The following is a 21032-nucleotide window of genomic DNA, read 5'->3' as shown; positions in this document are numbered from 1 at the left end:
GATTGAATTAAGAGTAATAACGACATTTATTTGAAATTCTTTAATTTAAATCGTGCCACGGTTTCATATAAAAGCGCATTGCATAGGACAAAATGACGTTTTAGAAAAAAACGATCTGCCGCTCACATTTTTAAAATGCCACGCTTTGTTTCTATAAAAGATAATATCGTCGTAACGCGTTATTCCATGGATGAATTTATTTTGCTGATATCCATATCATTTTCATCAAGATGCGTACATTCTGATGAAACTAAACGGTACGGACAGCAACATGCACGTTTATACTTTTTTGTCAGGCAAGGTAACAGATACAAAAGGCATGAAGCTGAAGGACAGACATGACTGCATATTCAAACTCTGATGCGGCAAGGGACTTACGCCCGGCCTTAGACAAAGCACCCGCTGGCGCTGTGAGCGGCGAATGGGTGTTCATCACGGAACAGGCTGGAGTCGCCTCGCAAAGCGGAGGCTATATGAATGGCGACGGGCGTCACGTTACTGCTAGTGACCAGGCTTTTCAGAGGGTCCGCAACGTTGTCGATAAACTCGAAACATCACGGATACAGCCTTTTAATAAGGTTATTGTTCGCTGGACGAGATCTAAAATACCGTTAATGCGGGGTCGCGTTACGGTTGACACAATATTCGATGAGACAATTGTGCCGCGCGGTCCTCAGAGTCCGGTTTATGAGGTTGCTGCTGTCGCAAGGCTATCGTTCTGGAAAAAGCATGGCGATGTGTCAGATTGCTTTACCGCTGACCGGGGTGAGGCAAACGTGCACAACCAGACGAAATGGTTCGGCCCCCATCGCCGGGTGCTCAGCATTAAGAGCGGCCCCCAATTAACGCTGGCCACCGATGGCCTCTCGACGCCCTGGGCTGGCGTTGCAGACTCGGAAAACGGCGTAGAATGCGAACTTTTCATGGAGTTGGATGTTTCGGATATTACCAGCCATCAAATTGATGAGTGGGCTGATTTATTAATTGGCGTGGGGGATCTCGTTGCCGATGGCTTTCAGATCGCCGCTGATGTTGAAAAATATGGAGCCATCCTGTTTTGCTCTCTTACGGACGACTATAAGCCAATGACCCGGATCATTCTCAGTCGTGATGGTCGTCAGATTGAGGATTTGCCTTTCGGTTCAGTCCCACTGATTCGTGTAACGCCGATAACAGAGGCAGAGATTGAATATCAGGACCAATCCGATGAATGGGCATCAAACGCAGCAAGATATGCACTCGCGAAACGGCAGATTGAAATGTAGGCAATAATTCACGTCCCCTACGGACAGAGATAGATAGTCATTTTCCCAATAGAAGATCGGCTAAAGCGATGAGCGAACGATCCAGGCTAACAATATTTTGTAGGCTAACCAGCATTGCATCTACTTCACACAGCGGTACTGAAGGATGAGTATGAAATTGCCCTGCTCCATCTTCATTATCATGGGAAACAAACGCTATCCATTCTTCAAAAGAGATAATTTTTCTGTTCGCTATGACTGCCGTATTTGGCTGGTTTTCAAATGGCCATATTAAATTATCCATTCTTCTTTCCAGTTTTATTTCTTTTTTTACTTATTCCGTTCTCAGGACGTAAAGTCGGGCACGACTGTAACTGTTAATACCCCATAGAAAACGGTTCAATCGTAATCAGCGTAGCCATTCACGCCTCTCCGCGACTGAGTAATCATCTGTTATTCCTGCTTTTCTCCGAAAGGCTCAGCAGCATAGAAAAAATTGAAAAGTGGCTGTGAAATATCGAGAGTCTTTTTGTCAGCCGTGTCAGCTTTCAAAAAATATTCCAGTAAGGTTTTTGGCGTTTTTGACAGATTCTGGAACAAGTCTACGGGATGCTGCACCACTTTCCCCCCTTCCAGACGGAAGCCATGTTTCAGCCCGGTTGCGGTAACAAAGAATTTACCATTTACGCTGCCGAAATCAGGCTCCGGTGTTTTCAACGTCACCTCACTGGCCGCCTCAACAATAAAGTTTTGATTCCCTTTTTGCTGATAGACCGAAAACTGCGCGTCGGAAACCTGTTCCATGCCAGCGGCATTTTTGCCGGACTGATTAACGATGCTTTCAATAAAGTTAAAATTTGCCAAATGCGTTGGAGAATAGCCGGGGTCCAGTTCATAGCGTAAAAAACCTTCATCCAGAGCGGAGCCAGACAGGTTAGCTCCGTTCAGAATACGTGATGCTGTCGCCTCATCTTCTGCGATAAATTTGTAGGTCAGTACATGCCCGCCATTGTCATACATATTGCCGTCGTTCAGGTTTGCCATCACGCCATTAAACATACGGTAATCACCTAAATCGCGGGCGAGATCGTCCACATAACGCAGATCCGTTCCCTGTTGCTGTGCCTGCGCATACAACCCGGCCAGTGTGTTGCGGTCATTATTGGTCAGAAAATTAACTGCAGACATGCCCATCGTGTCTTTCGTCAGTTGGGTTTGTACGGGCGGATTGCTGTCCGTATTACCGAACAGACGGGACATCAGCAGCCCCATCCCGCTGAGAGTCGTTTGCCCTGATGCTGCTGGCGTCTTATTTGACGTCTGTACAGGCTGAGAGCTCGTCGCTTTTGAAATATCGTCAGAGGTGCTTTGCGTCTGTGTGTATTTTACTGTGGATGTATTGATGATCATAAAATCCATTTCCCCATGACCTGAGATGTAAAGTGGATCCCCGGTGAGCCTACACAGCTTTTCCCGTAACACCTCACAACCCGGAACACTGCGGAAAAGATCGCTGCGCTTATTGATGTGAATTCGTACAACGCTATAACTAACGGCATAAAACCGGATAACTTGAGCGCTTTTCGGACAAAAACGATGCATCAAGGCTTGCAGGATGATTCTTTTCAGCCACAGGATGCATCACCGGGCTATGGTAGCGTCAGGCTGCGGTTCTATAATCATGCGCGGTTCAGGGTAGCGCGGGCTAAACACAGATCGGGCAGGACATATCCTGCATGACCTGATTCTGATAATGACTTTCATGAAATGGCTTTCTGCGCACAGTATGATGTCGTGACGGTCAAAAACTAAAGATCTCAAACCATGATAACAGCCGATGAGATTCACTTTGCTGAGTGGCAAATCTGGCCTCAGCTAAGGATCCTGTTGCACCGGGGTAAGCCAGTAAGAATTTCGGCCAGAGCGTTTGATGTTCTGGTTGTTCTGCTGAAAGCTGAAGGTAAAGCGGTAAGCAAAGAGGCTTTACTTACTCAGGTATGGGGAAATGAAATTGTCGAAGAAAATAATCTTCAGGCACATATTTCCGCTATACGCCGCGTACTGGGCCATGACCGGCATCTGCTTGTTACTGAGTTTGGTTGGGGCTACCGCTTTAACACCCATAGTGTACCGTTGCAGGCTCTCCCTAAGTCCGCACTACCTGCCCCGGTTGTTTCCCCTGTTCTGGCATCGATTTTAGGGCGTGATAAGGCCGTGCAGGACGTCTGCGCCTTGCTAAATCACCACCAACTGGTGACGATTACCGGTTCTGGCGGCGTAGGGAAAACGCGTCTGGCGTGGGAAGTCGTCAATCTTGTGCACACGCATTTTCCTGATGGCATATGCGTGGCAGAACTGGCGCATATCACCGAAGCATCCGGCTTGCTCTCGGTTTTTTCACAGGCGTTACACCTTCCGCTGGCGGCCGTTGAGCAAGATGCCGATTTACGCCAGAAGCTTGCGCGGCGTCGGTGTTTACTGCTGATCGATAACGGCGAACACGTCATTAATGCGCTGGAGCCCGTCATAACGTTACTCCTGACGCTGGCTCCCCATATCAAACTGCTGCTGACCAGCCAGCTGGCATTGCAGATTGCTGGCGAGCAACAATATTTACTGCCGCCATTGCCAGTTCCGGAAAGGAAAATTACCGATAACCCGGCGTTAATGTCTTTTGCCAGCGTTCGTCTTTTTATCGAGCGTGTGCAGGCCAACCAGCACGATTTCCATCCCTCAGACAGCGAGCTGTCGATGATTGGCGAATTATGCCGCCATCTTGATGGCTTACCGTTAGCCATTGAACTTGCCGCCTCTCGTCTGCCTGTCATGAGCGTCAGTGAGATTTATAGCCGACTGGAGGATCGTTTCCAGCTACTAAGCAATACGCACAATTCGCGGGTTCCCCGGCACCAGAAAATAGTGACTACGCTGGAGTGGACGTATCAGTTACTCAACGCGCACGAGCAGCAGTTATTCAGAACGCTGGGCATTTTTACCGATACGTTCAGTGTGAAATCAGTTAATGATTTTCTTGAGACTCACGACAAGCACGGCTGGCAGGTTATTGACGATCTGCAACGGTTGCTGTCCCTGTCACTGATTCAGGCCACCAGTCAGGTGCCTGTAACCCGTTTTCGTTTGCTGGAAACCATGCGCCAGTTCGCCTGCAATAAACTCATGCAAGCGGGGGAATATGACGGACTTATGGCCCGTTTTGTCGATTATTATAAAGTTCTGGTGGCGCAGGCCTGCAATGACTGGCTGATGCTGGCAACGGAACAGTGGCGGGAACGCTATAGCTACATCCTTAATGATTTGCGGCGTGTTTTACAGCAGACATTAACTGACGGGCGAGATACCACTACGGGGCTTGAGATCTTACAGGCGATGACGCCGTTCTGGATTGAATATTCACTTTATGATGAATGTCAGCGTCATATTTACCCGCTGTTAGATGAAAAAAATTCGCAGATTGTCTTAACACAACGCCAGAGAATGCACCTCTGTGCCGCAGCGGGTAAGGCCTCGACCTGGGCAAAAGGCCCGACATCGCAAACCTATTCAGCCTGGCAAACCGCACTGACACTGGCAGAAAAGCTCGACGACAACGAGATACGTTTACAGGCGCATTACGGCTTATGGCTGTATTGCCTGCGCACGGGCGAACTGAATAAATCACGTCAGCATGCGCAGTCGATGTATGAACTCGCCCGGGCCATCAATGACGCAGAAGCGCAGGCTACCGGGCTGCGTATTCTCGGCGTATCGCTGCATTTCTCAGGTCAGCATGTCGCTGGTCGTCATTACTTGCAGCAATCCCTGGCCTGGTACGATCGGGAGAGCGTAAGCCGCGCTTTCCGTTTTGGTCTTGATCAGGAGATAGCCGGTCTGGCTTTTCTGTCTCGTTTGCTCTGGGTACAAGGTGAGTATAAAGCCGCAAAACGGATGGCATGGCGCAGTGTGAAGAAAGCCGCGCATTTACAGCATGCCTGTTCGCTTTGCTGCGCCCTGGCGGAAGGTGCCTGTATGACAGCCGCGCTGGATCGCAATCCACGCTGGGTGATAAAGGCCGCAAACTGGCTGATTCGTCTGGCAGAAAAACACGATCTCTATTTCTGGAAAACCTATGGCGAGCTGTTTCTTGTCTGGGCCAAACAGTTCAGCCATAGCGATGTGAGTCAAACCACGCTGTTTAGCTCATTGCGAGCAATGGGGCTGGACTGGCAATACTCGCCCTTGTTGTCGGAAATTGATACCCGCCTGGCGCAGCAAACCGCCACGTTGGATCCTGAAAACTGGTGCGCGCCTGAGCTAATGCGCCTTTCCGCCACGCAATTGCCGCCCCAGGAGCAGCGCCCGTTGCTGGAACAGGCGCTGCGCAAATCACGTCAGCAGCAGGCGCACGGCTGGGCTCTGCGCATTGCTTATTCACTGGCTACATTGCAGGCGCAAGCCGGGGAAACATTAGCGGCTAAGCAGTTAATCGAAGATGTTTTACATGATGTCGATGGTTCAGACAGGGCAACGGATGTCAGAAAGGCTATCGCACTATGTGCCCGCCTGGGAACGTGAATGTTGACGTCGGACCGCAATTAACATCCCCATCATCACGAGCCCGGCACCCGCTGAAGCGATCAGCGTCCAGCTATGCGTGGTCTCCCACACCCAGGCGGCAGCCAGTGAACCGCCTGCCCCGCCCATAAACATGATGCTCATAAAGAGTGTATTAAGACGGTTTCTGGCATCCGGGCGCAAAGAATAAATTGTGTGCTGGTTCGCTATCAGTACACATTGCTCACCCGCATCCAGCAATAAAATGCCCACCACCAAACCCGCCATGCTGTTCCAGGCCCAGAGAACAACCCAGGCAAACAGCATGAGTAACACACCCAAAACCACCATCCGGAAGGGTCCCTGGCGATCGCTGAAACTGCCTGCCAGAGGCGCACACAAAATACCGATTAACCCCAGTGCAGCAAGGCTTCCGGTGACCCCAGCCCCATAATCGTAGCGATGCGCTAACCAGAAAGGGAGCACGGTCCACAGCATGCTGAAGGAGGCAAACAGCATGGCTTGTGTCAGTGTTGCATCACGCACCTGCGGCTCGCTTTTCCACAGTTCACCTAATGAACGTAACACCGCCGGATAATGAAACGTGGGTGTCGGCAATGACTGAGAAGGCAAAATGCGCGCGATGAAAAATAGCGCCAGCAATGTCATGACCGCGCCGGATAAAAAGACACCACGCCAGTCGAAATACTGACCGATAAGGCCTCCGATAGCCCGACCAGCAAGAATGCCCGCGAGGACGCCGCTCATCACGGTGCCTACTGTTTTGCCCCGCGAAGAGACTTTCGAAAGAGAGGCAGCAAGCGGCACGATTTGTTGAGCCACGGTTGCCGCCATCCCCGTCAGGAAAGAGAAGCACACCCAGCACTGCCGCCGTTGGGGCTAACATCATGCCGATCAGCGCCAGGAAGAGCACCTGAGCCTGGCGCAGGATTAGCCGCTGGCGCTCAATATAATCACCTAAGGGGATCAGCAAGAATAAACCCGCCGCATAGCCTAACTGGGTGGCCATGGGAATCAACGAAACAGCAGCCCATTCATGAGGAAAGCTAGCCGCGATCAGGTTCAGAACGGATTGATTAAAATAAATATTCGCGACCACAATGCAGCAAATAATCGCCAGCATCAGAATTCTGGCTGATGAAAGCTCAGGGTTCTCCGTACGCACTGATCATACCTCGCTCTACATTCACTCTTTTTTGCAGCATAAGCAGAGGCGGTTCCCAACGCTTTGCGCGTTTTTTTCAGACGTCTGAATTATGTGGCACAAGCGTCTGAAATCGCGATCGGTGAGAAATAGTTCTCATGTTATTAACGGTGCTGAGTGTGAGGAGTAACAAATGGATTTAAAACTGACAGGAAAAGTGGCCCTGGTAACCGGCGCGCGAACCGGGATTGGTTTCAGTATTTGTGAAGAGCTGGCTGCAAATGGGGTGCATGTCGTGATGGTTTCCAGACAAGAACCGGACCTCATCCTGGCGGCGAAAAAGATCGCCGAGAAGTATGGTGTTTCGACGCTGCCTGTTGCCGGGGATGTGACCGATCCCGGCCTGCCTTCGCGGGTTGTTGAACAAGCGGGAAAGGTTTTTGGGCACGTTGATCTGCTGGTGAATAATGCCGGGAAAGCCCATGCGGGCACGCTGTTAACCACCTCCGAAGAGGACTGGCAGCTCATGACTGAGACCAAGTTTTCTGCCATGAGACGCTTTTGCAAAGCAGTGATACCCGGGATGCAGAGACGAAACTGGGGGCGTATTGTCAATATTTCCTCTATTGGCGGTATCTATCCAAACCCGCAACTTACCGTCTCACATGCACTGAGCGCGGCTATCAACAACCTGACCCGAAGCCTTGCTCTGAGCGTGGCGGCGGAGAGCATTCTGGTTAACGCGATTGGCGTGGGCGCTGTCGCGACGGATAACTGGGCGCAGAATATGTTGCCGAATGTCCGCCATCGCCGCCCTGAACTGGCCGATAAAACCGACGACGAAGTAATGGCATTGCTGGGAAAAGAGAAAACCCCGGTAGGCCGCTTTGGGCTGCCTGAAGATATTGCGGCAATTGCCGCCTTTCTGCTCTCCGAAAGGAATCAGTTTGTTACCGGGCAGACCATTGAAGCATCCGGTGGTGCAGAGAGATTTATGTGAATATTCCCCCTCAAAAGTTGGTTTAAGGGAGGTTAATCAGAACCCGCTAATCAGCATGGCTGGGCAATAATCCCGTGCGCCTTGTGCAGGAGGAGGATACCTGGCTGCGGGAGATCCTGTGACAGCAAGATCGGCTTGCCACCACAGTCGATGCCATATGCAAGCGTGACGATGAACTGAACGAAGCGTCACCGGCAGCGTGGATATGGCGTCAATGTTCGCGATAGCAGGCCATCCTGTTTATCGGGATACCGGGGGGTTTAACCTCACCCTTATTTGAGGGTCGAATTGACTCTACCCATTGAACTCACGGACATGAAACCCTGGGCGTTAAAGCCCGGTGCCTTCAACCAGTACAAACGTTCCGCTGGCGGCATCTGAACGTAGCGATCTTGCTGCCTGATATTCCGGGCTTTCATAAAAACGTTTAGCGTCGGCAAAAGAATCGAACTCAAAAACGACATGCCGTTCATGAGACTCTCCCTCAAGGTTTTCGTACTGCCCGGACCAGGCAATGATCTTCGGATTGAAATTCTCCATGGCCGCTGCGGCCGCTCTGGCATATTCAGCGTAGGCAACAGGGTCTGAAACGGTTACATGAGCGATGAGATAACCTTTATTCATGGGTTTTATCCTTCGTTAGGGCTGGGTATTCCAGCGTAAGTACATAAACAGGTGAGAACGTAAAGTCGTTTTCAGGGGATGAATCATCTTCAATGCCTTCACACAGCGTTATGCGGGATACGCGGTGTGAAAGCAGTCTATTAAGTATTAATATGACCATAAATAGCGGTAAAAATAACGTACTGTTACCCAAGAGGTGAACAATGAAAAATCTGGAGCCCCTGATCATTTTTGCGCGTGTGGCGGAAATGAAGAGCTTTACGCAGGCAGCCGAAAGTCTGGGTATCCAGAAAGGACGCGCTTCACTGGTGGTACGTGAACTCGAGCAAGAAATTGGCGCTACGCTACTGCACCGGACAACGCGGACGGTACAGCTAACTGAAGACGGACGGGTTTTTTATTCGCGCGCCCGCGACTTTCTCTCGGAGGCTGAGGAACTGAAATCCATGTTCTCTCACGGCGGTCAGTCATTAAGGGGAAGGATACGCGTTGATATGCCGGCGGTACTGGCACAAAGCGTGGTCATCCCTGCTCTGCCGCAGCTGCTGGAAGTACATCCTGAACTGGAAATCGAGCTTTCAAGTACTGACCGCCGTGTCGATCTGGTGCAGGAAGGGTTTGACTGCGTTGTGCGCCTCGGCCCCATTGTTGATGAAACGCTTATTGCACGACCATTGGGGCATCTGCGCATGATCAACGCGGCCAGCCCCGGTTATCTAGATCGTTTCGGTGTTCCGCAGACGATTGAAGATCTTCTCAGTCAAGGGCACAGGATGGTTCATTATATGCGTAACTTTGGTTCGAAACCTGACGGATGGGAGTATCCGGCAGGCGAGGGTTACCAGTCATTGATGTTACCAGGCACAGTGAGAGTCAACAGCGTACCGGCTTATCATGAGGCGGGACTGGCGGGGTTAGGCTTAATTCAGGGCGGTTATTCCTCACTCTTACCCCATATCAAAAGCGGTGCGCTGGTTGAAGTGTTGCCAAATTTTCGTCCCGCGCCGCTCACTGCGTTTTTTGTTGTCGCGCACCGGCGCAACTTGTCGCAGCGTGTAAGAGCGTTTATGAACTGGACTGAAGAAATGTTAAAACCCTACTTTGACTGATACCGGCATTGATTACCGGTCGTTATTTCACTTTCCCGCCGTACTCAGGTTAAAACTCACCGGCCGTTGTTCCCATTACAGAACGGAACGCCGCAGAAAACGCCGCAGGGCATGAGAAGCCGAGCTGATAGGCGATCTGTTTCACGGAGACGTTATCAGCGAGCAGATCTAAGGATGCGTATATCCTGGCTCGCTGTTTCCATGTCCGGAAGCTGAACCCGGTGTCTCGTAAAAACTGGCGAGAAAAAGTCCGTTCCGACATGTTCGCAATGTCAGCCAGGTCAATCATTGACGTGTTCCAGCGATGGTTGAACACCAGCTCTCTTGCGGCACGAAATAAACGTTCATCACGCGGCATGGGAAGTTCTGCGCCCCCGGAGGGTGTCTCGCTGAGAATTTCCAGCAGTAAAAGCGCCATTTTTCGCTTTATCGGCGCGTTATATTCACCCGTAAAAAGGCCATTTATGAGCTCTTTCACCAGTGGCGTCGCGCTAATGGTATGAACCTGGCTGTTCCTGCTGAAGTTTGTACAAGCCGCAATCAGGCTACTGCTGACGTAGACAGCCCGTAATTCCGTGTCTGACAGAACGCTGTAAGAGTGAACCATAAGCGGTGGGATCCAGAGGGCGCGCTGCGGGGGAATAACCCACTGTCTGTCAGCGGCTTCAACCAGCATAACGCCTCTGGTAGCAAATAATAGCTGCCCTTCAAGATGGTAATGCGCGGGATCGACCTCTCCACGGCGGTAAGAAATGGCCGTTCCTGACCAACCCGTCGCTTCATCATGTCTTGGCGTTTTATCAATGCTGACTGGCATTTCAGATAAGAACCTCTTGTTTACCATGACCTGGCTGATCTTACCCGCGCGATAATGTTGGCGGGTAACGTGCACTTAATTAACTTTATGACCCCTATTACAGGAGCATACATCTGTGCGAGTACATTTCATTGTTCATGAACGTTTCGAAGCGCCCGGCGCTTACGAAACCTGGGCCACGCGCCGCGGCCATCAGATAACCTTTTCCCGCGTTTATGCCGGTCAACCACTTCCCGCCGATGCACAGGACATCGATCTGCTGGTGGTCATGGGCGGCCCACAGGATCCCTCCGTCAGTGTGGAAGAGTGCGCGCATTTTGATTCTCACGCTGAGCAGGCGCTGATTGCCTCGGCGGTGAATTCAGGTAAAGCCGTCATCGGTGTTTGCCTGGGCGCTCAACTGATTGGCGAAGCATTGGGTGCCCCTTTTGCTCACAGTCCGGAAAAAGAGATTGGCACGTTTCCCATTTTTATGACCGAGAAAGGTGCGATGAACGAGATGTTCTCTCACTTCGGCAATACCCTTGACGTTGGTCACTGGCATAACGATATGCCGGGGCTTACGCCTGAGGCGGAAATTATCGCCTGGAGCGAGGGATGCCCACGTCAGATAGTCGCGTATTCTGATCGGGTTTACGGGTTTCAGTGCCACATGGAACTGACGCCGGAGGTCGTCGAATTATTGATTGCCCATTCCGACAACGATTTACGCCGCGCCGCTGATTATCGTTTTGTCCAGTCGCAAGACGAACTACGGGCGAATGATTACAGTGAAATGAACAGGAAATTATTCACCTTTCTCGACAAACTTGCGTCACGTTACGGCCAGTCAAACGCATGACGACATTCACCTCAACGGAATTGAGTCCTGATTTGAATGAACATCCGGCGTTACTTTTGCGTTGAGAAAAAGCCCTTGGCTACCACAGTATCCGGGGGCTTAGCGACAAATTTACAGACCCAGTTCCGACAGCCCCGGATGGTCATCCGGACGACGTCCCAGCGGCCAGTGGAACTTGCGTTCGCTCTCTTTGATAGGCATGTCGTTGATACAGGCGAAGCGACGTTTCATCAGGCCATCGGCTTCAAATTCCCAGTTTTCGTTGCCGTAAGAGCGGAACCAGTTGCCTGAGTCATCACGCCATTCGTAAGCGTACCGGACCGCAATGCGGTTGCCGTCAAACGCCCATAACTCTTTAATAAGACGATACTCAAGCTCCTTTTTCCATTTACGGGCAAGGAATGCTTCGGCCTCTTCACGATTATTGGCAAACTCGGCGCGGTTACGCCATTTGGTATCCAGTGAGTACGCCAGTGAGACTTTTTCGGCATCGCGGCTGTTCCAGCCATCTTCAGCGAGCCGCACTTTTTCAATCGCCGATTCGCGAGTGAAAGGAGGAAGTGGCGGGCGAGTTTGTGTTTCGGACATGGTAAAGCCTCCTGTAAATTCGGATATATCAGTAGACGTTATTTTTTGATACGCAGGCGTTATGAAGAGGCCTGTTCCAGCAAGAGTTTCGCAACGTCCTGTGCGCTGTCGGCGGCGCTGCAATCCCCCATTACGTACGACATGGTGATAGCACCTTCCATCAGAATCAGTAGCTGTCTGGCCAGCGCGGCAGGTTGCTCGATATTTAATTGCTCTGTGAGTTCGAGCGTGTAATCCAGCAATTTTTGTTTATGCAGCTTTGCTATCTGGCGAACGGGATCGTCTGGGTCACCTACTTCTCCAGCTGTGTTGATAAATGCACAACCACGAAAGCCTTCTGATTCAAACCAGCTCCTGAGAACTGTGAACATATTCAAAATGCGATCCTGAGGGGTATCGCCTTTATCAGATTCAGTTCTGAACCAGTGCATCCAGCGTTCATCACGTTCATTCAACGCGGCGGCAGCCACGTCATCCTTGGTCGCGAAATAGCGATAAATACTTTTCCTTGCTACGCCTGAGGTCTTGACCAGAAGGTCCATGCCGGTGGCATGAATACCGTTTTGATAGATCAATTGCTCTGCGCTAGACAGGATTTTTTCTCGTGTATCGGTCGTTTTCTTGTTCATGCGATAAAGGTAGAACGATCGTTCTACCTCGTCAACCATTTTCTCAGAAATAATGACAGGGATGAAACGTCCAAACTGGTTTCAGGTTTCTGCTGAAGGTGGAAATGCTATCGGAGCGCTCCATCATTACACTACTACCGGGACAAATTTACCCGCGGATCTTATTCATTTAATCTTTTTAAAAGTTTCACAGATTAATGGTTGTGCGCATTGTATCGATATACATACTCGCGACCTTATCAAGGCTGGTATGTCCGTCGAAAAGATAGGCCTGGTGCCTGTCTGGCGAGAAGCGAGCTATTTATTCTCGGATACATAGCAAGCGGCGCTCGCATGGGCAGAAGAAATTACCCTTATCAGTGAAACTCACGCTTGCGATAAAGCCTATTCCGCAGCGCTTTCTGTATTCGATGAAAAAAATCTGGTTGAACTGACCATTGTTATTGCCACTATGAATGCCATTAATCGTATGGGCATCAGTTTTCGCATGAAGCCGCTCGCAAAGCCTGAAATGCTGTGCTGGCTAAGCGAGGTTATGCATAATGCTCTGAATTCTATGATTAAATAATTATCGGGGGATGCACATCTTTAAAGATAAAACACCCCTCATACTGATTTTTGGGTGTGATGGTTTCACGTTCGAAAGCATGATGCCATGCAATGCTGGCATCAGGTATTTGTTCCGTTGTAAGCAAAGTGTACGCAGCCGCACCGGATAAAAGTTCGACAGAAAGAGGATCGGTAATTTGAAAATCAAATAGCGTTAAATCATTGTGTAAAGCACTGCCACGTTGGGCAAGCTGAGCAATGGAATGACTTTGCAAAGGAAATGCGTCCTCAAAATATTCTCGTACGGATTTTAACTGTAATTCTGCTTTCTCAAGGCTACCGCGCCGTTTTATATGGAGATTGTGAAGCATTATTAACATCCGGTGTCCAGGATACGCTGAAGTTAAGTTGATCAAATTTTCAGCCATATTGAAGTCACGCCATGCAAAAAAGTTTATTCCCGATCTGGCCTTCAAATATTCATTAATTTTTCGTTGTTGAATGGATTGCCATTCCGGGGTGAATTCAGTTACAGCTCGACGAGGAATGCAGTCAATTCCAAGGCAAGGAATTTGCCTTGATATTGCCCATGTTAGTAAATTTAAGGTTTCCTGCGTACGTAATATTCCGGGAAAGTTTTGAAGTCGGCAAATGGCAGGTTCATTATGTTGATGCGAAAATAGCATCCCTTTACTATCCGCTTCAAATATCAATACAGCCGATTTTTTAAAATAGCGCTCTGCTATATCTTTTCTTAATTGAGTATATTCCGCTACGCCATGTATGGATTCGCCGAGAAAAATAAAACGCTTGTCGCGGAAAAGCTGTTGCTCTTTAAGGACATAATCCGTTGATCTACGCATCTGAATTATGGGCCGCAAGTGATAATTACAGGCTATTACCTTAACTTTATATGGCGATTACGGACAAGTGATTTGCAGTCACTGAAGCATCCCTACTGTAAATAAACGGCCTTTAGTGGACGGTGGCCGTTCTGTTTAGCGTCAGCGGACTCAGCCCCTACCACTCATGTCTTCGCGAGTTGGCCCCTGAAAGTAGATGCTGCTTATATGGCAACTACGCGGTTGAGTCAGCACAAAACGAATCGTTTCCCAGATCGATCGCCCATCCAGCAGTCGTTCCCCCATTCTGGAGTGCTTATCGACAGCCGTATCTAACCCGGTCAGTTCGAAATCCGGTGGGTACAGCCCGGTAACGCGTATATTTTCTTCAGATAACTGCTGCGACAGTTTCGTTGTAAACCCGCTAAGCCCATGTTTGCTGGCAAAAAAAGCGGGATGGGCAATTGAATCGGTAAAATTCGGGATCCCGCATGAAGAGATAATGGAGACGATATCAGCACTGTCTGAACGTCTTAAGCCGGGCAGCAATGCCTGGGTCAGTAAAATCGAACCCGTAAGTCCTGAACTGATGGTGGTGATAATTTCTGTCTCAGCCTGATCGTCTAACGTCCCTGACAACCACTGAGCGGCATTGAGAATTAAAATGTCGATGGGCTTGTCTGAAGTTAATAGCTGTGAAGAAAACGAAGAAAGGGACTCCGGTCGGGTTAAATCGCAGATATACCCTTTTGCAATGCCGCCTTCGGCAGTAATGATGCTGCAGGTTTTTTGCATATCCTCAGCCCGCCGCGCGCAAAAATCCACCTCGACGCCCTCTCGCGCTAACCACACGCAAAGCGCCTGGCCAAATCCCCCGCCGCCACCAGTAATAACCGCTCTTTTGCCTCTCAGCATCTTCATGCACCCTTTTTTAATGAGTATGTGAGATGGAGATATACATGAGGAGGCTGAATGACATCTTTCCGTTAGTGCCATTTTTAATAAATAAACGGCACTACAAGCTGTTGAAAAGAGTGATAAGGGATTAGCGATTTTCGCATCTGGCGCAAGGCCGCCCCTGAACATATCATCGGACGGCGATTTGCCCGAAGCCTGGAATGTGGGTTGAGATATTGCTGTATTTACAGCTTGACGGTATACCGGACAAAATTATCCAGCACGGCAAGCTTATCATACAGTGCCCTGGCAGGATTGGACTCTCTGGTAACCCAATAGACTTTCGACCATGACTTCGTCCGGGCTTCCTCACATATCGCCTCAATCAGCGCCTTTCCTGCACCAAGGCCGCGCATACGCTCATCAACAAAAAGATCTTCAAGATAACAATGAGGCTCTGTTACCCATGTTCCCTCATGCAACACGCACATCGCAAAACCAACCACGCCCTGTTCGGCTTCTGCAAGCCGGCAGATGACATCAGAGTCTGGAGACAACACCCGACGCCAGGTCGATAAGGTAACGTCATCGCTCAGCGTACTGCCAGAAAATTGCAAATATCCGTTCCAGAGCCTTAACCATGCATCGTAATCCTTAGCGTTAGCTTCACGTACCTTAAACGACATGTCATATACCTTGATGAGTAAGTGTTAATTCCATAATAACAAAGCTGATTTTGGGTCCTGCCGCTGCTTCCAGGCTTAAAAATTCCGGATCGCTTATATCCGTTTCTGGCACGAAGCGGGCAGCGCCAGAAGACATAATGCGCGCCCGGAGTGAGAAGCGAAAGAGCGCAGTTTATCCCACGGCGCGTGTGATAAATGGAGAGCAGGCCAGGATCTGCAGTAATTATTCAAGGTATTCCGGGTGAGCTTGCCAGCCGCGAACCATCAACCATCTTGTTGCCGATGGGATAATGTGGATGGAATTAGCTAGTTGATACGCTTTATGCAGGCGCGTTACCTGACGTATAACATCCGTGACGTATATTTTTGTACGACCGGCCTTTAGTGCCCCATGATGAAAAACGTTTCGGTGATACTGGCAACCTCCCCCCAGCAGGAAGTTTATGATATGCACACAGATAAAAAATTTCGGTTATATCGCCCCCTGAAAGGTATTACGCATACTTTTGGCGATGAGTGGTTTGCGTTGAAAGCAGAAGCCTTTGCTCGTTTTTTTGGTACGCCGATATTTCTGATTGGACAGACTATCGTAGTGATCGTGTGGATTATTTTGAACGTTGCCGGTGTTGTGAAGTTTGACCCCTATCCATTTATTCTCCTCAACCTTGCGTTCAGTATTCAGGCGGCTTACGCAGCGCCGCTGATCCTGCTGGCGCAAACCCGCCAGGCGGAGCGAGATCAGGCGCATGCGCTGGCGGATGCACAACACCGCGAAGATCTGGACGACGCAATGACGAAACGCCAGACACTCGCCGAGGAGCAGTCGGCACAACTGCTGGAATTGCTTAAACAAAATACTCAGTTGACCGAGCTGACCCGGGAAATGGCCGAGCGTATCGAAACAATCACCTTACAGCTTGCGCAGCGTGAGCTTCACAAACAGCAGCAGTAAATATCTCGTGGTGGCTGGTGCCACTGTGAGATCTGCTGGTAGAGGTCGGGAGTTATGGCTGCGATCCGCTCACTTCTTTAACATAACGAAAATCACCCGCTAAGCCTGCTCTTTGAACAGGCATGAGAGGCCATTTTGAGCGAGAAGCAGATATTCTACGACTTTTTGTCGTTACGAAAATACCAGCATATTGCACAATCTATTTTCATTATTTGAATATTTACGTACTGTTTCTTCCCGTATGAAGATAGACATACTCGCTCTTAATAATTTCGTTCGCTACGAGGAAGATTCATGGTCTATGCACTTGATTAATTTATAGAAAAACCTTAGGCTACCGGAAAAACATTATTCATTATTGGTGAGCAAAGGCTAAAAATGAAAAAAACAACTCCAGAATATACAACTGTCGACTTATCTCGTTGGGCAAGGAAGGAGCATTTTGAGGCATTTCAGACCTTTGCTCAATGTACATTTAGTCAAACTGTACAATTAGATATTACCGCGTTGTTAAAACATATAAAGGCGGCTGGCTGGAAAATTTATCCTACATTAATTTTCCTCATTGCTAAAATAGTAAACAAGCATACAGAATTTCGTATGGCTATAAAAGGCAATGAGCTTGTCGTCTGGAATGATATTCACCCATGCTATACGATTTTTCATGATGAAACAGAGACTTTTTCGTCATTATGGAGTCACTACGATGGTAATATTCATCACTTCCTGGATATTTATTCAGAAGACGTTGCACGCTATGGCAATAACCTATCCTATCTGCCTAAAGAAGAGTCTCGGGAAAACGTATTTTTCGTATCTGCAAACCCCTGGGTAAGTTTTACCGGCTTTAATATTAATATTGCAAACATGCAGAACTTTTTCGCCCCCATGTTCACGATTGGAAAATATTACCAACAAGGTGAAAAAGTACTGTTACCGCTCGCCGTCCAGGTACATCATGCCGTTTGCGATGGTTTCCATGTATCAAGACTACTTAATGAGTTACAAACCATGTGCGATGACTTATTGAGACATTCAGGGGAACCCGAAGCTTAATGCGCCAGAATACTAGTAAATATCTTTTTACATGGGGCATACAGCACGACGCAGGCGCTAAAGCTGAAACGGAGATGGCTTTGGCATGTTTGAACTATCCCTTTGACTCTTCATTTCTTTTTGCAAGCGTAAGTAACTCTTCGATTTGCTGTTTGTCTTCCTGCTTAAAATAAACTTCAAAATCAAGAGCGTTATCATCTTGCCAGGATAAAACGGCATGGCTAAGAATATCGAGATAAATCACTTTTCCCCATCAAGTAACTCCGGGAGTTTCTCATGAATGATGACTATTTTTTTACTATCAATCCAACTTAAATCACATAGACAATCATTTAATGCATCCCAGTTGAACCCAAAATATCCGGGAAACCACAGCAAATAATAAAAGCTTTTGAGTAATTCCGAACTCAGTCGTATTTCAGGATCTATTCGCGCGCAAAAGACCTGAGAAATATCTAAAGATGGGTATTTTTCATAGAATTTAAAAATCATTAATTTTTATCCTTTACTTACTGGCAAGTGGGCTTACGGCTAACTATATACTGTATCTCACTATTTTAACCCACAATAATTAATTTTGACGATGGAATATGGATATCAGTTCCTGAATTTAATAGCGTGATGGTTTCCAACTTTCGCTTATGGCACGAAGCAGTCAGCCATGGGCGGGCATCTCCGCTCAGCGCGAGAAGCGGAGGTTCGCTGTCGTTTTCATCCTGATGAAGGTATTACGCAAACTGCGGTGTGTTAATCAACGTATCGCAAGCCACATAACCCGGGACATTTCGCGATGGTGCTGAGTGATACGCGAGTGTCGTGCTAGCACGTTTTATCGCCGCCAGCCCAGCGCTTAATATCGCTTATTTTTGGTGAGCGGATGCCCGTGCTCAGGAGGTTCTTGGTGGTGTAGAGGCTTACCTGCGCGTTGTCGCCATCGCGGCTTTCTATTTCAATTAGCGTGTTGTTAATCAATAACCCCTGTGAAAGGAGCTTTTGATTGATCTCCCCTTTTTTGCGCTCACTGTCAAACTCGCTTAATACGATGACCAGATTTCCTGAATATGCCTCATATTCGAGACACTGCCTTGCCATGTGCCTGATGGTTCGATAGATATCTGAAGCCCCGGCCTTGCTCATGAAACTGCCGTCAAAAGAGGAGTGGCTGCTTTTTAGTTCGCTGACGGTTATGGCGCACCCGCTGAGCGATAGCGAAAATAACAGGCTTGCCAGGGCAACGTATTTCACTTTTAACTCCATAATTCAGGTAGATACCCTCCGCCGGACCAGGATCAACGTTGTACTTTTTTCAGGCGGACTTGTGGTTAGGGAAATCAACCGTAACCATCAGCCCACCTTCTGCAGACGTATTGAGGCTTATGCTGCTGTCGTGTTGCTGCGCAACCGCTTTAACGATGGCAAGCCCCAGCCCACTCCCGCTTTGCATCTGATTAGGATCGCGAAAAAACCGGTCGAACACCCGCTCGCGCAATTCAACGGGAATACCGGGCCCGGCATCTGAAACACGTAACTGAGTGGATTTTTCTAAGGATCGTAACTCCACTTCGACCCGCCCGCCCTCAGGGCTGTACTTCACGGCATTTTCAATAAGGTTATCGACAAGCGACATCAACCGTTCGCGGACACCTGTTATCCAGATTTCATCTTCAGCATAGAATTCAAGCTCAATCCTGCGCTCAGCCGCGAGCGGTGCCAGCCCGGCCATTCGCTCTTGTATGAGCGTCGTCAGCGGCACAGGCTCCATAACCGTGTCAATGCGCGCTTCGCTGTGCATCATCAGCAGCAACTGATTGACGAGACGAGCCGCACGGCTATTGCTGCGAATAATTCCTGCCAGCAACTCTTTTTGGCTGTCACTGCTGACATAGGACTGCAAAGCTTCCACGTTGATTCGCATCGCAGCCAGCGGGGTACGCAGCTCGTGGGCAGCATCGGCAATGAAAACGCGTTCCCGTTCAGAGCTTTCTCGTACCCTGGCAAGAAAGCCATTTACAGCGTCGACCATCTGCCGAAGCTCCCTGTGTTTTGGCACGGCTTTTAAGGGCGAGAGATCGTCCGGCGCGCGCAGAGAAACTTCATTTACCACCTTATTCCAGGGGCGCATCGCAATGCGGATCGACAGCCACGCGGGAAACAAAAGAAAAGGAATGCATACCAGCAGCGGCATGACGTAGTAGCCACGCGAGTTCAGGTAGATAAAGAAGTTCCAGCCTCCGGCAGGAGTGATAAGTGTGACCTCCGTGTCGGAGTTCGCGGACTTTAAGGTACGGCTGGTCCAGGCGCGACCTTCACTCTGAATTCGCTCAATTTTTCCATAGCGGGTGTTTGTTACCCCGGCTGGCGCGCCATCAGAGACATAAATTATCTCTTTATTCTTCCGCACGATGAGGCTGATTGAGAGTTCTGGATCTTCACCGCCGCCATAATCTTCCCGCACCGCCTTACTGAGCGCGGCCAGTACATGCGTTCGCTCCTGCGGGCGATCGTCCATACTCTCAACCACAGTAAAAAGGGTTTCGTACGTCTTGCTGCCCGTTAATATCGGGGGGCTACGCAAGTCCTCCCACAAAACATAAGTCAGAAAAAGACACCACAGCAGGGTGAGCAGTAGCATTTGAGCTACCATAATTCGCCGTACGAACGTTGGGGTTCTCAGATGGCGCCAAAAATTTCGCATCAACCTGCCCCCTTCTCGATCGGTACGGTATCAATGACATATCCAACGCCTCTCACCGTTCGCACATAGCCGTCGCCGATTTTGCGACGCAAATTCCCCATATGCACATCGAGCGCATTACTCATATTTTCTTTTGCGCCGAAGATCCTCTCTTCCAGAAAACTGCGTGTAAGCACGCGGTCAGTACGCAGCATCAACGTTTCAAGCAGCGCATATTCACTTGCCGTCAGCTCAACATGCCGTGCATTCACGGTCACGCGTCGCGTCGGTACATGAAGCGATAATCCGCGAATCTCTATCGCCTCGTTCTCAAAACCGTAACTACGTCGCGCAAGCGCCCGCACTCTGGCCAACAACTCGGCGAGAACAAACGGTTTGACCAGATAGTCGTCTGCACCGGCGTCCAGCCCGGAGAGGCGATCGTGCAGTGTGCCGCGCGCCGTCAGGATGATGATGGGGATGCCCTTGAGTTGCTGACGCAAGCGCGCCATCAGGCTCATGCCATCGCCGTCGGGTAAGCCGAGGTCGAGCAACACAAGTTCAGGCACGCAGGCATCAAGCTGATGCAGCGCATCCTCTTTGCGGCGAACCCATATGACATCAAATCCTTGATCTGCAAGGGCGATACGCACGCCATTGCCGAGATCCAGGTCGTCTTCGATTAGGAGAATTTTCACAATGGTTACGGTATCAACAGTGAATGAAGAACGTCTGAAGAAAAAAACGGTAGCAGGAAATCTATCAGCTTTGCAGCGCCTGTACTTGCTTCATTCTTTCTTCATTTTTG

24 protein-coding genes are annotated in these 21032 nt (G+C 49.3%); 8 read left to right on the top strand and 16 right to left on the bottom strand.

Annotated features, from left to right (window positions below; genetic code table 11):
* The first annotated feature begins 338 nt into the window (after positions 1-338).
* Entirely contained in the window at positions 339-1265 is a 927-nt protein-coding gene (locus ACFX4U_RS07500) for a hypothetical protein (protein ID WP_313507199.1), read from the top strand.
* 37 nt (positions 1266-1302) lie between these two features.
* Here the strand turns inward: ACFX4U_RS07500 and ACFX4U_RS07495 are convergent, their stop codons facing one another.
* Complete coding sequence (locus tag ACFX4U_RS07495) at positions 1303-1548, bottom strand: hypothetical protein (RefSeq protein ID WP_305736433.1); 246 nt, start codon at positions 1546-1548, stop codon at positions 1303-1305.
* Between the two features lie 149 nt (positions 1549-1697).
* Complete coding sequence (locus tag ACFX4U_RS07490; protein WP_380217745.1) at positions 1698-2654, bottom strand: hypothetical protein; 957 nt, start codon at positions 2652-2654, stop codon at positions 1698-1700.
* Positions 2655-3068: 414 nt separating this feature from the next.
* On the opposite strand from ACFX4U_RS07490, the gene ACFX4U_RS07485 reads away from it, so the two are divergent.
* Positions 3069-5816 (top strand): winged helix-turn-helix domain-containing protein, encoded by a 2748-nt coding sequence (locus ACFX4U_RS07485; protein WP_313507201.1) that lies wholly within the window; start codon positions 3069-3071, stop codon positions 5814-5816.
* On the opposite strand, the gene ACFX4U_RS07480 is transcribed toward ACFX4U_RS07485, so the two are convergent.
* Positions 5793-6638: an MFS transporter gene (locus ACFX4U_RS07480; protein ID WP_313507202.1), complete on the bottom strand. Its 846-nt coding sequence runs from the start codon at positions 6636-6638 to the stop codon at positions 5793-5795. The genes ACFX4U_RS07485 and ACFX4U_RS07480 overlap by 24 nt on opposite strands.
* A gap of 515 nt (positions 6639-7153) precedes the next feature.
* Here ACFX4U_RS07480 and ACFX4U_RS07475 point away from each other — a divergent pair.
* The gene (locus tag ACFX4U_RS07475; RefSeq protein ID WP_313507203.1) at positions 7154-7960 is read left to right on the top strand and encodes an SDR family oxidoreductase; all 807 of its coding nucleotides are present in this window, start codon (positions 7154-7156) and stop codon (positions 7958-7960) included.
* Between the two features lie 330 nt (positions 7961-8290).
* On the opposite strand, the gene ACFX4U_RS07470 is transcribed toward ACFX4U_RS07475, so the two are convergent.
* Positions 8291-8584: a DUF1330 domain-containing protein gene (locus ACFX4U_RS07470; protein ID WP_305736438.1), complete on the bottom strand. Its 294-nt coding sequence runs from the start codon at positions 8582-8584 to the stop codon at positions 8291-8293.
* 203 nt (positions 8585-8787) lie between these two features.
* Between ACFX4U_RS07470 and ACFX4U_RS07465 the strand changes: the two genes are divergently transcribed.
* Positions 8788-9693: a LysR family transcriptional regulator gene (locus tag ACFX4U_RS07465; protein WP_305736439.1), complete on the top strand. Its 906-nt coding sequence runs from the start codon at positions 8788-8790 to the stop codon at positions 9691-9693.
* Between the two features lie 49 nt (positions 9694-9742).
* Here the strand turns inward: ACFX4U_RS07465 and ACFX4U_RS07460 are convergent, their stop codons facing one another.
* Positions 9743-10510 carry a helix-turn-helix transcriptional regulator gene (locus tag ACFX4U_RS07460; RefSeq protein WP_305736440.1) on the bottom strand — a complete coding sequence of 256 codons (768 nt, stop codon included), beginning with the start codon at positions 10508-10510 and terminating at the stop codon, positions 9743-9745.
* A gap of 115 nt (positions 10511-10625) precedes the next feature.
* On the opposite strand from ACFX4U_RS07460, the gene ACFX4U_RS07455 reads away from it, so the two are divergent.
* The gene (locus ACFX4U_RS07455) at positions 10626-11351 is read left to right on the top strand and encodes a type 1 glutamine amidotransferase (protein WP_313507204.1); all 726 of its coding nucleotides are present in this window, start codon (positions 10626-10628) and stop codon (positions 11349-11351) included.
* 111 nt (positions 11352-11462) lie between these two features.
* On the opposite strand, the gene ACFX4U_RS07450 is transcribed toward ACFX4U_RS07455, so the two are convergent.
* Together ACFX4U_RS07450 and ACFX4U_RS07445 are read right to left on the bottom strand one after the other, a co-directional pair.
* Entirely contained in the window at positions 11463-11939 is a 477-nt protein-coding gene (locus ACFX4U_RS07450) for a nuclear transport factor 2 family protein (protein WP_313507205.1), read from the bottom strand.
* A gap of 59 nt (positions 11940-11998) precedes the next feature.
* Positions 11999-12568: a TetR/AcrR family transcriptional regulator gene (locus ACFX4U_RS07445; protein ID WP_305737618.1), complete on the bottom strand. Its 570-nt coding sequence runs from the start codon at positions 12566-12568 to the stop codon at positions 11999-12001.
* A gap of 52 nt (positions 12569-12620) precedes the next feature.
* On the opposite strand from ACFX4U_RS07445, the gene ACFX4U_RS07440 reads away from it, so the two are divergent.
* Entirely contained in the window at positions 12621-12887 is a 267-nt protein-coding gene (locus tag ACFX4U_RS07440; RefSeq protein ID WP_380219129.1) for a carboxymuconolactone decarboxylase family protein, read from the top strand.
* A gap of 241 nt (positions 12888-13128) precedes the next feature.
* Here the strand turns inward: ACFX4U_RS07440 and ACFX4U_RS07435 are convergent, their stop codons facing one another.
* From ACFX4U_RS07435 to ACFX4U_RS07420, 4 genes are all read right to left on the bottom strand, one after another.
* Positions 13129-13980, bottom strand: a complete 852-nt coding sequence (locus tag ACFX4U_RS07435) for a hypothetical protein (RefSeq protein WP_313507207.1) — start codon at positions 13978-13980, stop codon at positions 13129-13131.
* 150 nt (positions 13981-14130) lie between these two features.
* Positions 14131-14874 (bottom strand): SDR family oxidoreductase, encoded by a 744-nt coding sequence (locus tag ACFX4U_RS07430; RefSeq protein ID WP_313507208.1) that lies wholly within the window; start codon positions 14872-14874, stop codon positions 14131-14133.
* Between the two features lie 227 nt (positions 14875-15101).
* Complete coding sequence (locus ACFX4U_RS07425) at positions 15102-15542, bottom strand: GNAT family N-acetyltransferase (RefSeq protein WP_313507209.1); 441 nt, start codon at positions 15540-15542, stop codon at positions 15102-15104.
* Between the two features lies 1 nt (position 15543).
* Positions 15544-15678 carry a hypothetical protein gene (locus tag ACFX4U_RS07420; protein WP_313507211.1) on the bottom strand — a complete coding sequence of 45 codons (135 nt, stop codon included), beginning with the start codon at positions 15676-15678 and terminating at the stop codon, positions 15544-15546.
* A gap of 312 nt (positions 15679-15990) precedes the next feature.
* Here ACFX4U_RS07420 and ACFX4U_RS07415 point away from each other — a divergent pair, with 312 nt between their 5' ends.
* Complete coding sequence (locus ACFX4U_RS07415) at positions 15991-16494, top strand: DUF1003 domain-containing protein (protein ID WP_305737619.1); 504 nt, start codon at positions 15991-15993, stop codon at positions 16492-16494.
* 378 nt (positions 16495-16872) lie between these two features.
* A complete protein-coding gene (gene catA, locus ACFX4U_RS07410) occupies positions 16873-17550 on the top strand; it encodes a type A chloramphenicol O-acetyltransferase (RefSeq protein ID WP_313507212.1) in 678 nt (225 codons plus the stop codon).
* Positions 17551-17644: 94 nt separating this feature from the next.
* Here catA and ACFX4U_RS07405 read toward each other — a convergent pair whose 3' ends face one another.
* The 5 genes from ACFX4U_RS07405 to ACFX4U_RS07385 all read right to left on the bottom strand — a co-directional run bounded on the left by ACFX4U_RS07405 (position 17645) and on the right by ACFX4U_RS07385 (position 20922).
* Positions 17645-17794, bottom strand: coding sequence for a hypothetical protein (locus ACFX4U_RS07405; protein ID WP_380217752.1), 150 nt, complete (start codon positions 17792-17794; stop codon positions 17645-17647).
* Positions 17791-18042 (bottom strand): barstar family protein, encoded by a 252-nt coding sequence (locus ACFX4U_RS07400; RefSeq protein WP_380217754.1) that lies wholly within the window; start codon positions 18040-18042, stop codon positions 17791-17793. Before ACFX4U_RS07400 ends, ACFX4U_RS07405 begins: the two co-directional genes overlap by 4 nt.
* Positions 18043-18369: 327 nt before the next feature.
* The gene (locus ACFX4U_RS07395) at positions 18370-18807 is read right to left on the bottom strand and encodes a hypothetical protein (protein WP_313507213.1); all 438 of its coding nucleotides are present in this window, start codon (positions 18805-18807) and stop codon (positions 18370-18372) included.
* Positions 18808-18856: 49 nt separating this feature from the next.
* Positions 18857-20245 carry an ATP-binding protein gene (locus tag ACFX4U_RS07390; protein ID WP_313507214.1) on the bottom strand — a complete coding sequence of 463 codons (1389 nt, stop codon included), beginning with the start codon at positions 20243-20245 and terminating at the stop codon, positions 18857-18859.
* Positions 20245-20922, bottom strand: coding sequence for a response regulator transcription factor (locus ACFX4U_RS07385; RefSeq protein ID WP_065368789.1), 678 nt, complete (start codon positions 20920-20922; stop codon positions 20245-20247). Before ACFX4U_RS07385 ends, ACFX4U_RS07390 begins: the two co-directional genes overlap by 1 nt.
* Positions 20923-21032 lie beyond the last annotated feature (110 nt).

The organism is Kosakonia sp. YIM B13588 (genome assembly GCF_042788165.1).
GTDB classification, from domain to species: domain Bacteria; phylum Pseudomonadota; class Gammaproteobacteria; order Enterobacterales; family Enterobacteriaceae; genus Kosakonia; species Kosakonia sacchari.
Note: the sequence above shows the minus strand (reverse complement) of the source record. Positions and strands in the feature narration are given on the sequence as shown.

What these genes read in the sequence shown, in the direction of transcription:
- ACFX4U_RS07430 (WP_313507208.1), bottom strand. Translation starts at nt 14,874, where the DNA reads ATGCTGAGAGGCAAAAGAGCGGTTATTACTGGTGGCGGCGGGGGATTT.
- ACFX4U_RS07475 (WP_313507203.1), top strand. Translation starts at nt 7,154, where the DNA reads ATGGATTTAAAACTGACAGGAAAAGTGGCCCTGGTAACCGGCGCGCGA.
- catA (WP_313507212.1), top strand. Translation starts at nt 16,873, where the DNA reads ATGAAAAAAACAACTCCAGAATATACAACTGTCGACTTATCTCGTTGG.
- ACFX4U_RS07460 (WP_305736440.1), bottom strand. Translation starts at nt 10,510, where the DNA reads ATGCCAGTCAGCATTGATAAAACGCCAAGACATGATGAAGCGACGGGT.
- ACFX4U_RS07435 (WP_313507207.1), bottom strand. Translation starts at nt 13,980, where the DNA reads ATGCGTAGATCAACGGATTATGTCCTTAAAGAGCAACAGCTTTTCCGC.
- ACFX4U_RS07425 (WP_313507209.1), bottom strand. Translation starts at nt 15,542, where the DNA reads ATGTCGTTTAAGGTACGTGAAGCTAACGCTAAGGATTACGATGCATGG.
- ACFX4U_RS07490 (WP_380217745.1), bottom strand. Translation starts at nt 2,654, where the DNA reads ATGATCATCAATACATCCACAGTAAAATACACACAGACGCAAAGCACC.
- ACFX4U_RS07450 (WP_313507205.1), bottom strand. Translation starts at nt 11,939, where the DNA reads ATGTCCGAAACACAAACTCGCCCGCCACTTCCTCCTTTCACTCGCGAA.
- ACFX4U_RS07420 (WP_313507211.1), bottom strand. Translation starts at nt 15,678, where the DNA reads ATGTCTTCTGGCGCTGCCCGCTTCGTGCCAGAAACGGATATAAGCGAT.
- ACFX4U_RS07390 (WP_313507214.1), bottom strand. Translation starts at nt 20,245, where the DNA reads ATGCGAAATTTTTGGCGCCATCTGAGAACCCCAACGTTCGTACGGCGA.
- ACFX4U_RS07445 (WP_305737618.1), bottom strand. Translation starts at nt 12,568, where the DNA reads ATGAACAAGAAAACGACCGATACACGAGAAAAAATCCTGTCTAGCGCA.
- ACFX4U_RS07470 (WP_305736438.1), bottom strand. Translation starts at nt 8,584, where the DNA reads ATGAATAAAGGTTATCTCATCGCTCATGTAACCGTTTCAGACCCTGTT.
- ACFX4U_RS07485 (WP_313507201.1), top strand. Translation starts at nt 3,069, where the DNA reads ATGATAACAGCCGATGAGATTCACTTTGCTGAGTGGCAAATCTGGCCT.
- ACFX4U_RS07415 (WP_305737619.1), top strand. Translation starts at nt 15,991, where the DNA reads ATGCACACAGATAAAAAATTTCGGTTATATCGCCCCCTGAAAGGTATT.
- ACFX4U_RS07400 (WP_380217754.1), bottom strand. Translation starts at nt 18,042, where the DNA reads ATGATTTTTAAATTCTATGAAAAATACCCATCTTTAGATATTTCTCAG.
- ACFX4U_RS07395 (WP_313507213.1), bottom strand. Translation starts at nt 18,807, where the DNA reads ATGGAGTTAAAAGTGAAATACGTTGCCCTGGCAAGCCTGTTATTTTCG.
- ACFX4U_RS07465 (WP_305736439.1), top strand. Translation starts at nt 8,788, where the DNA reads ATGAAAAATCTGGAGCCCCTGATCATTTTTGCGCGTGTGGCGGAAATG.
- ACFX4U_RS07500 (WP_313507199.1), top strand. Translation starts at nt 339, where the DNA reads ATGACTGCATATTCAAACTCTGATGCGGCAAGGGACTTACGCCCGGCC.
- ACFX4U_RS07440 (WP_380219129.1), top strand. Translation starts at nt 12,621, where the DNA reads ATGACAGGGATGAAACGTCCAAACTGGTTTCAGGTTTCTGCTGAAGGT.
- ACFX4U_RS07495 (WP_305736433.1), bottom strand. Translation starts at nt 1,548, where the DNA reads ATGGATAATTTAATATGGCCATTTGAAAACCAGCCAAATACGGCAGTC.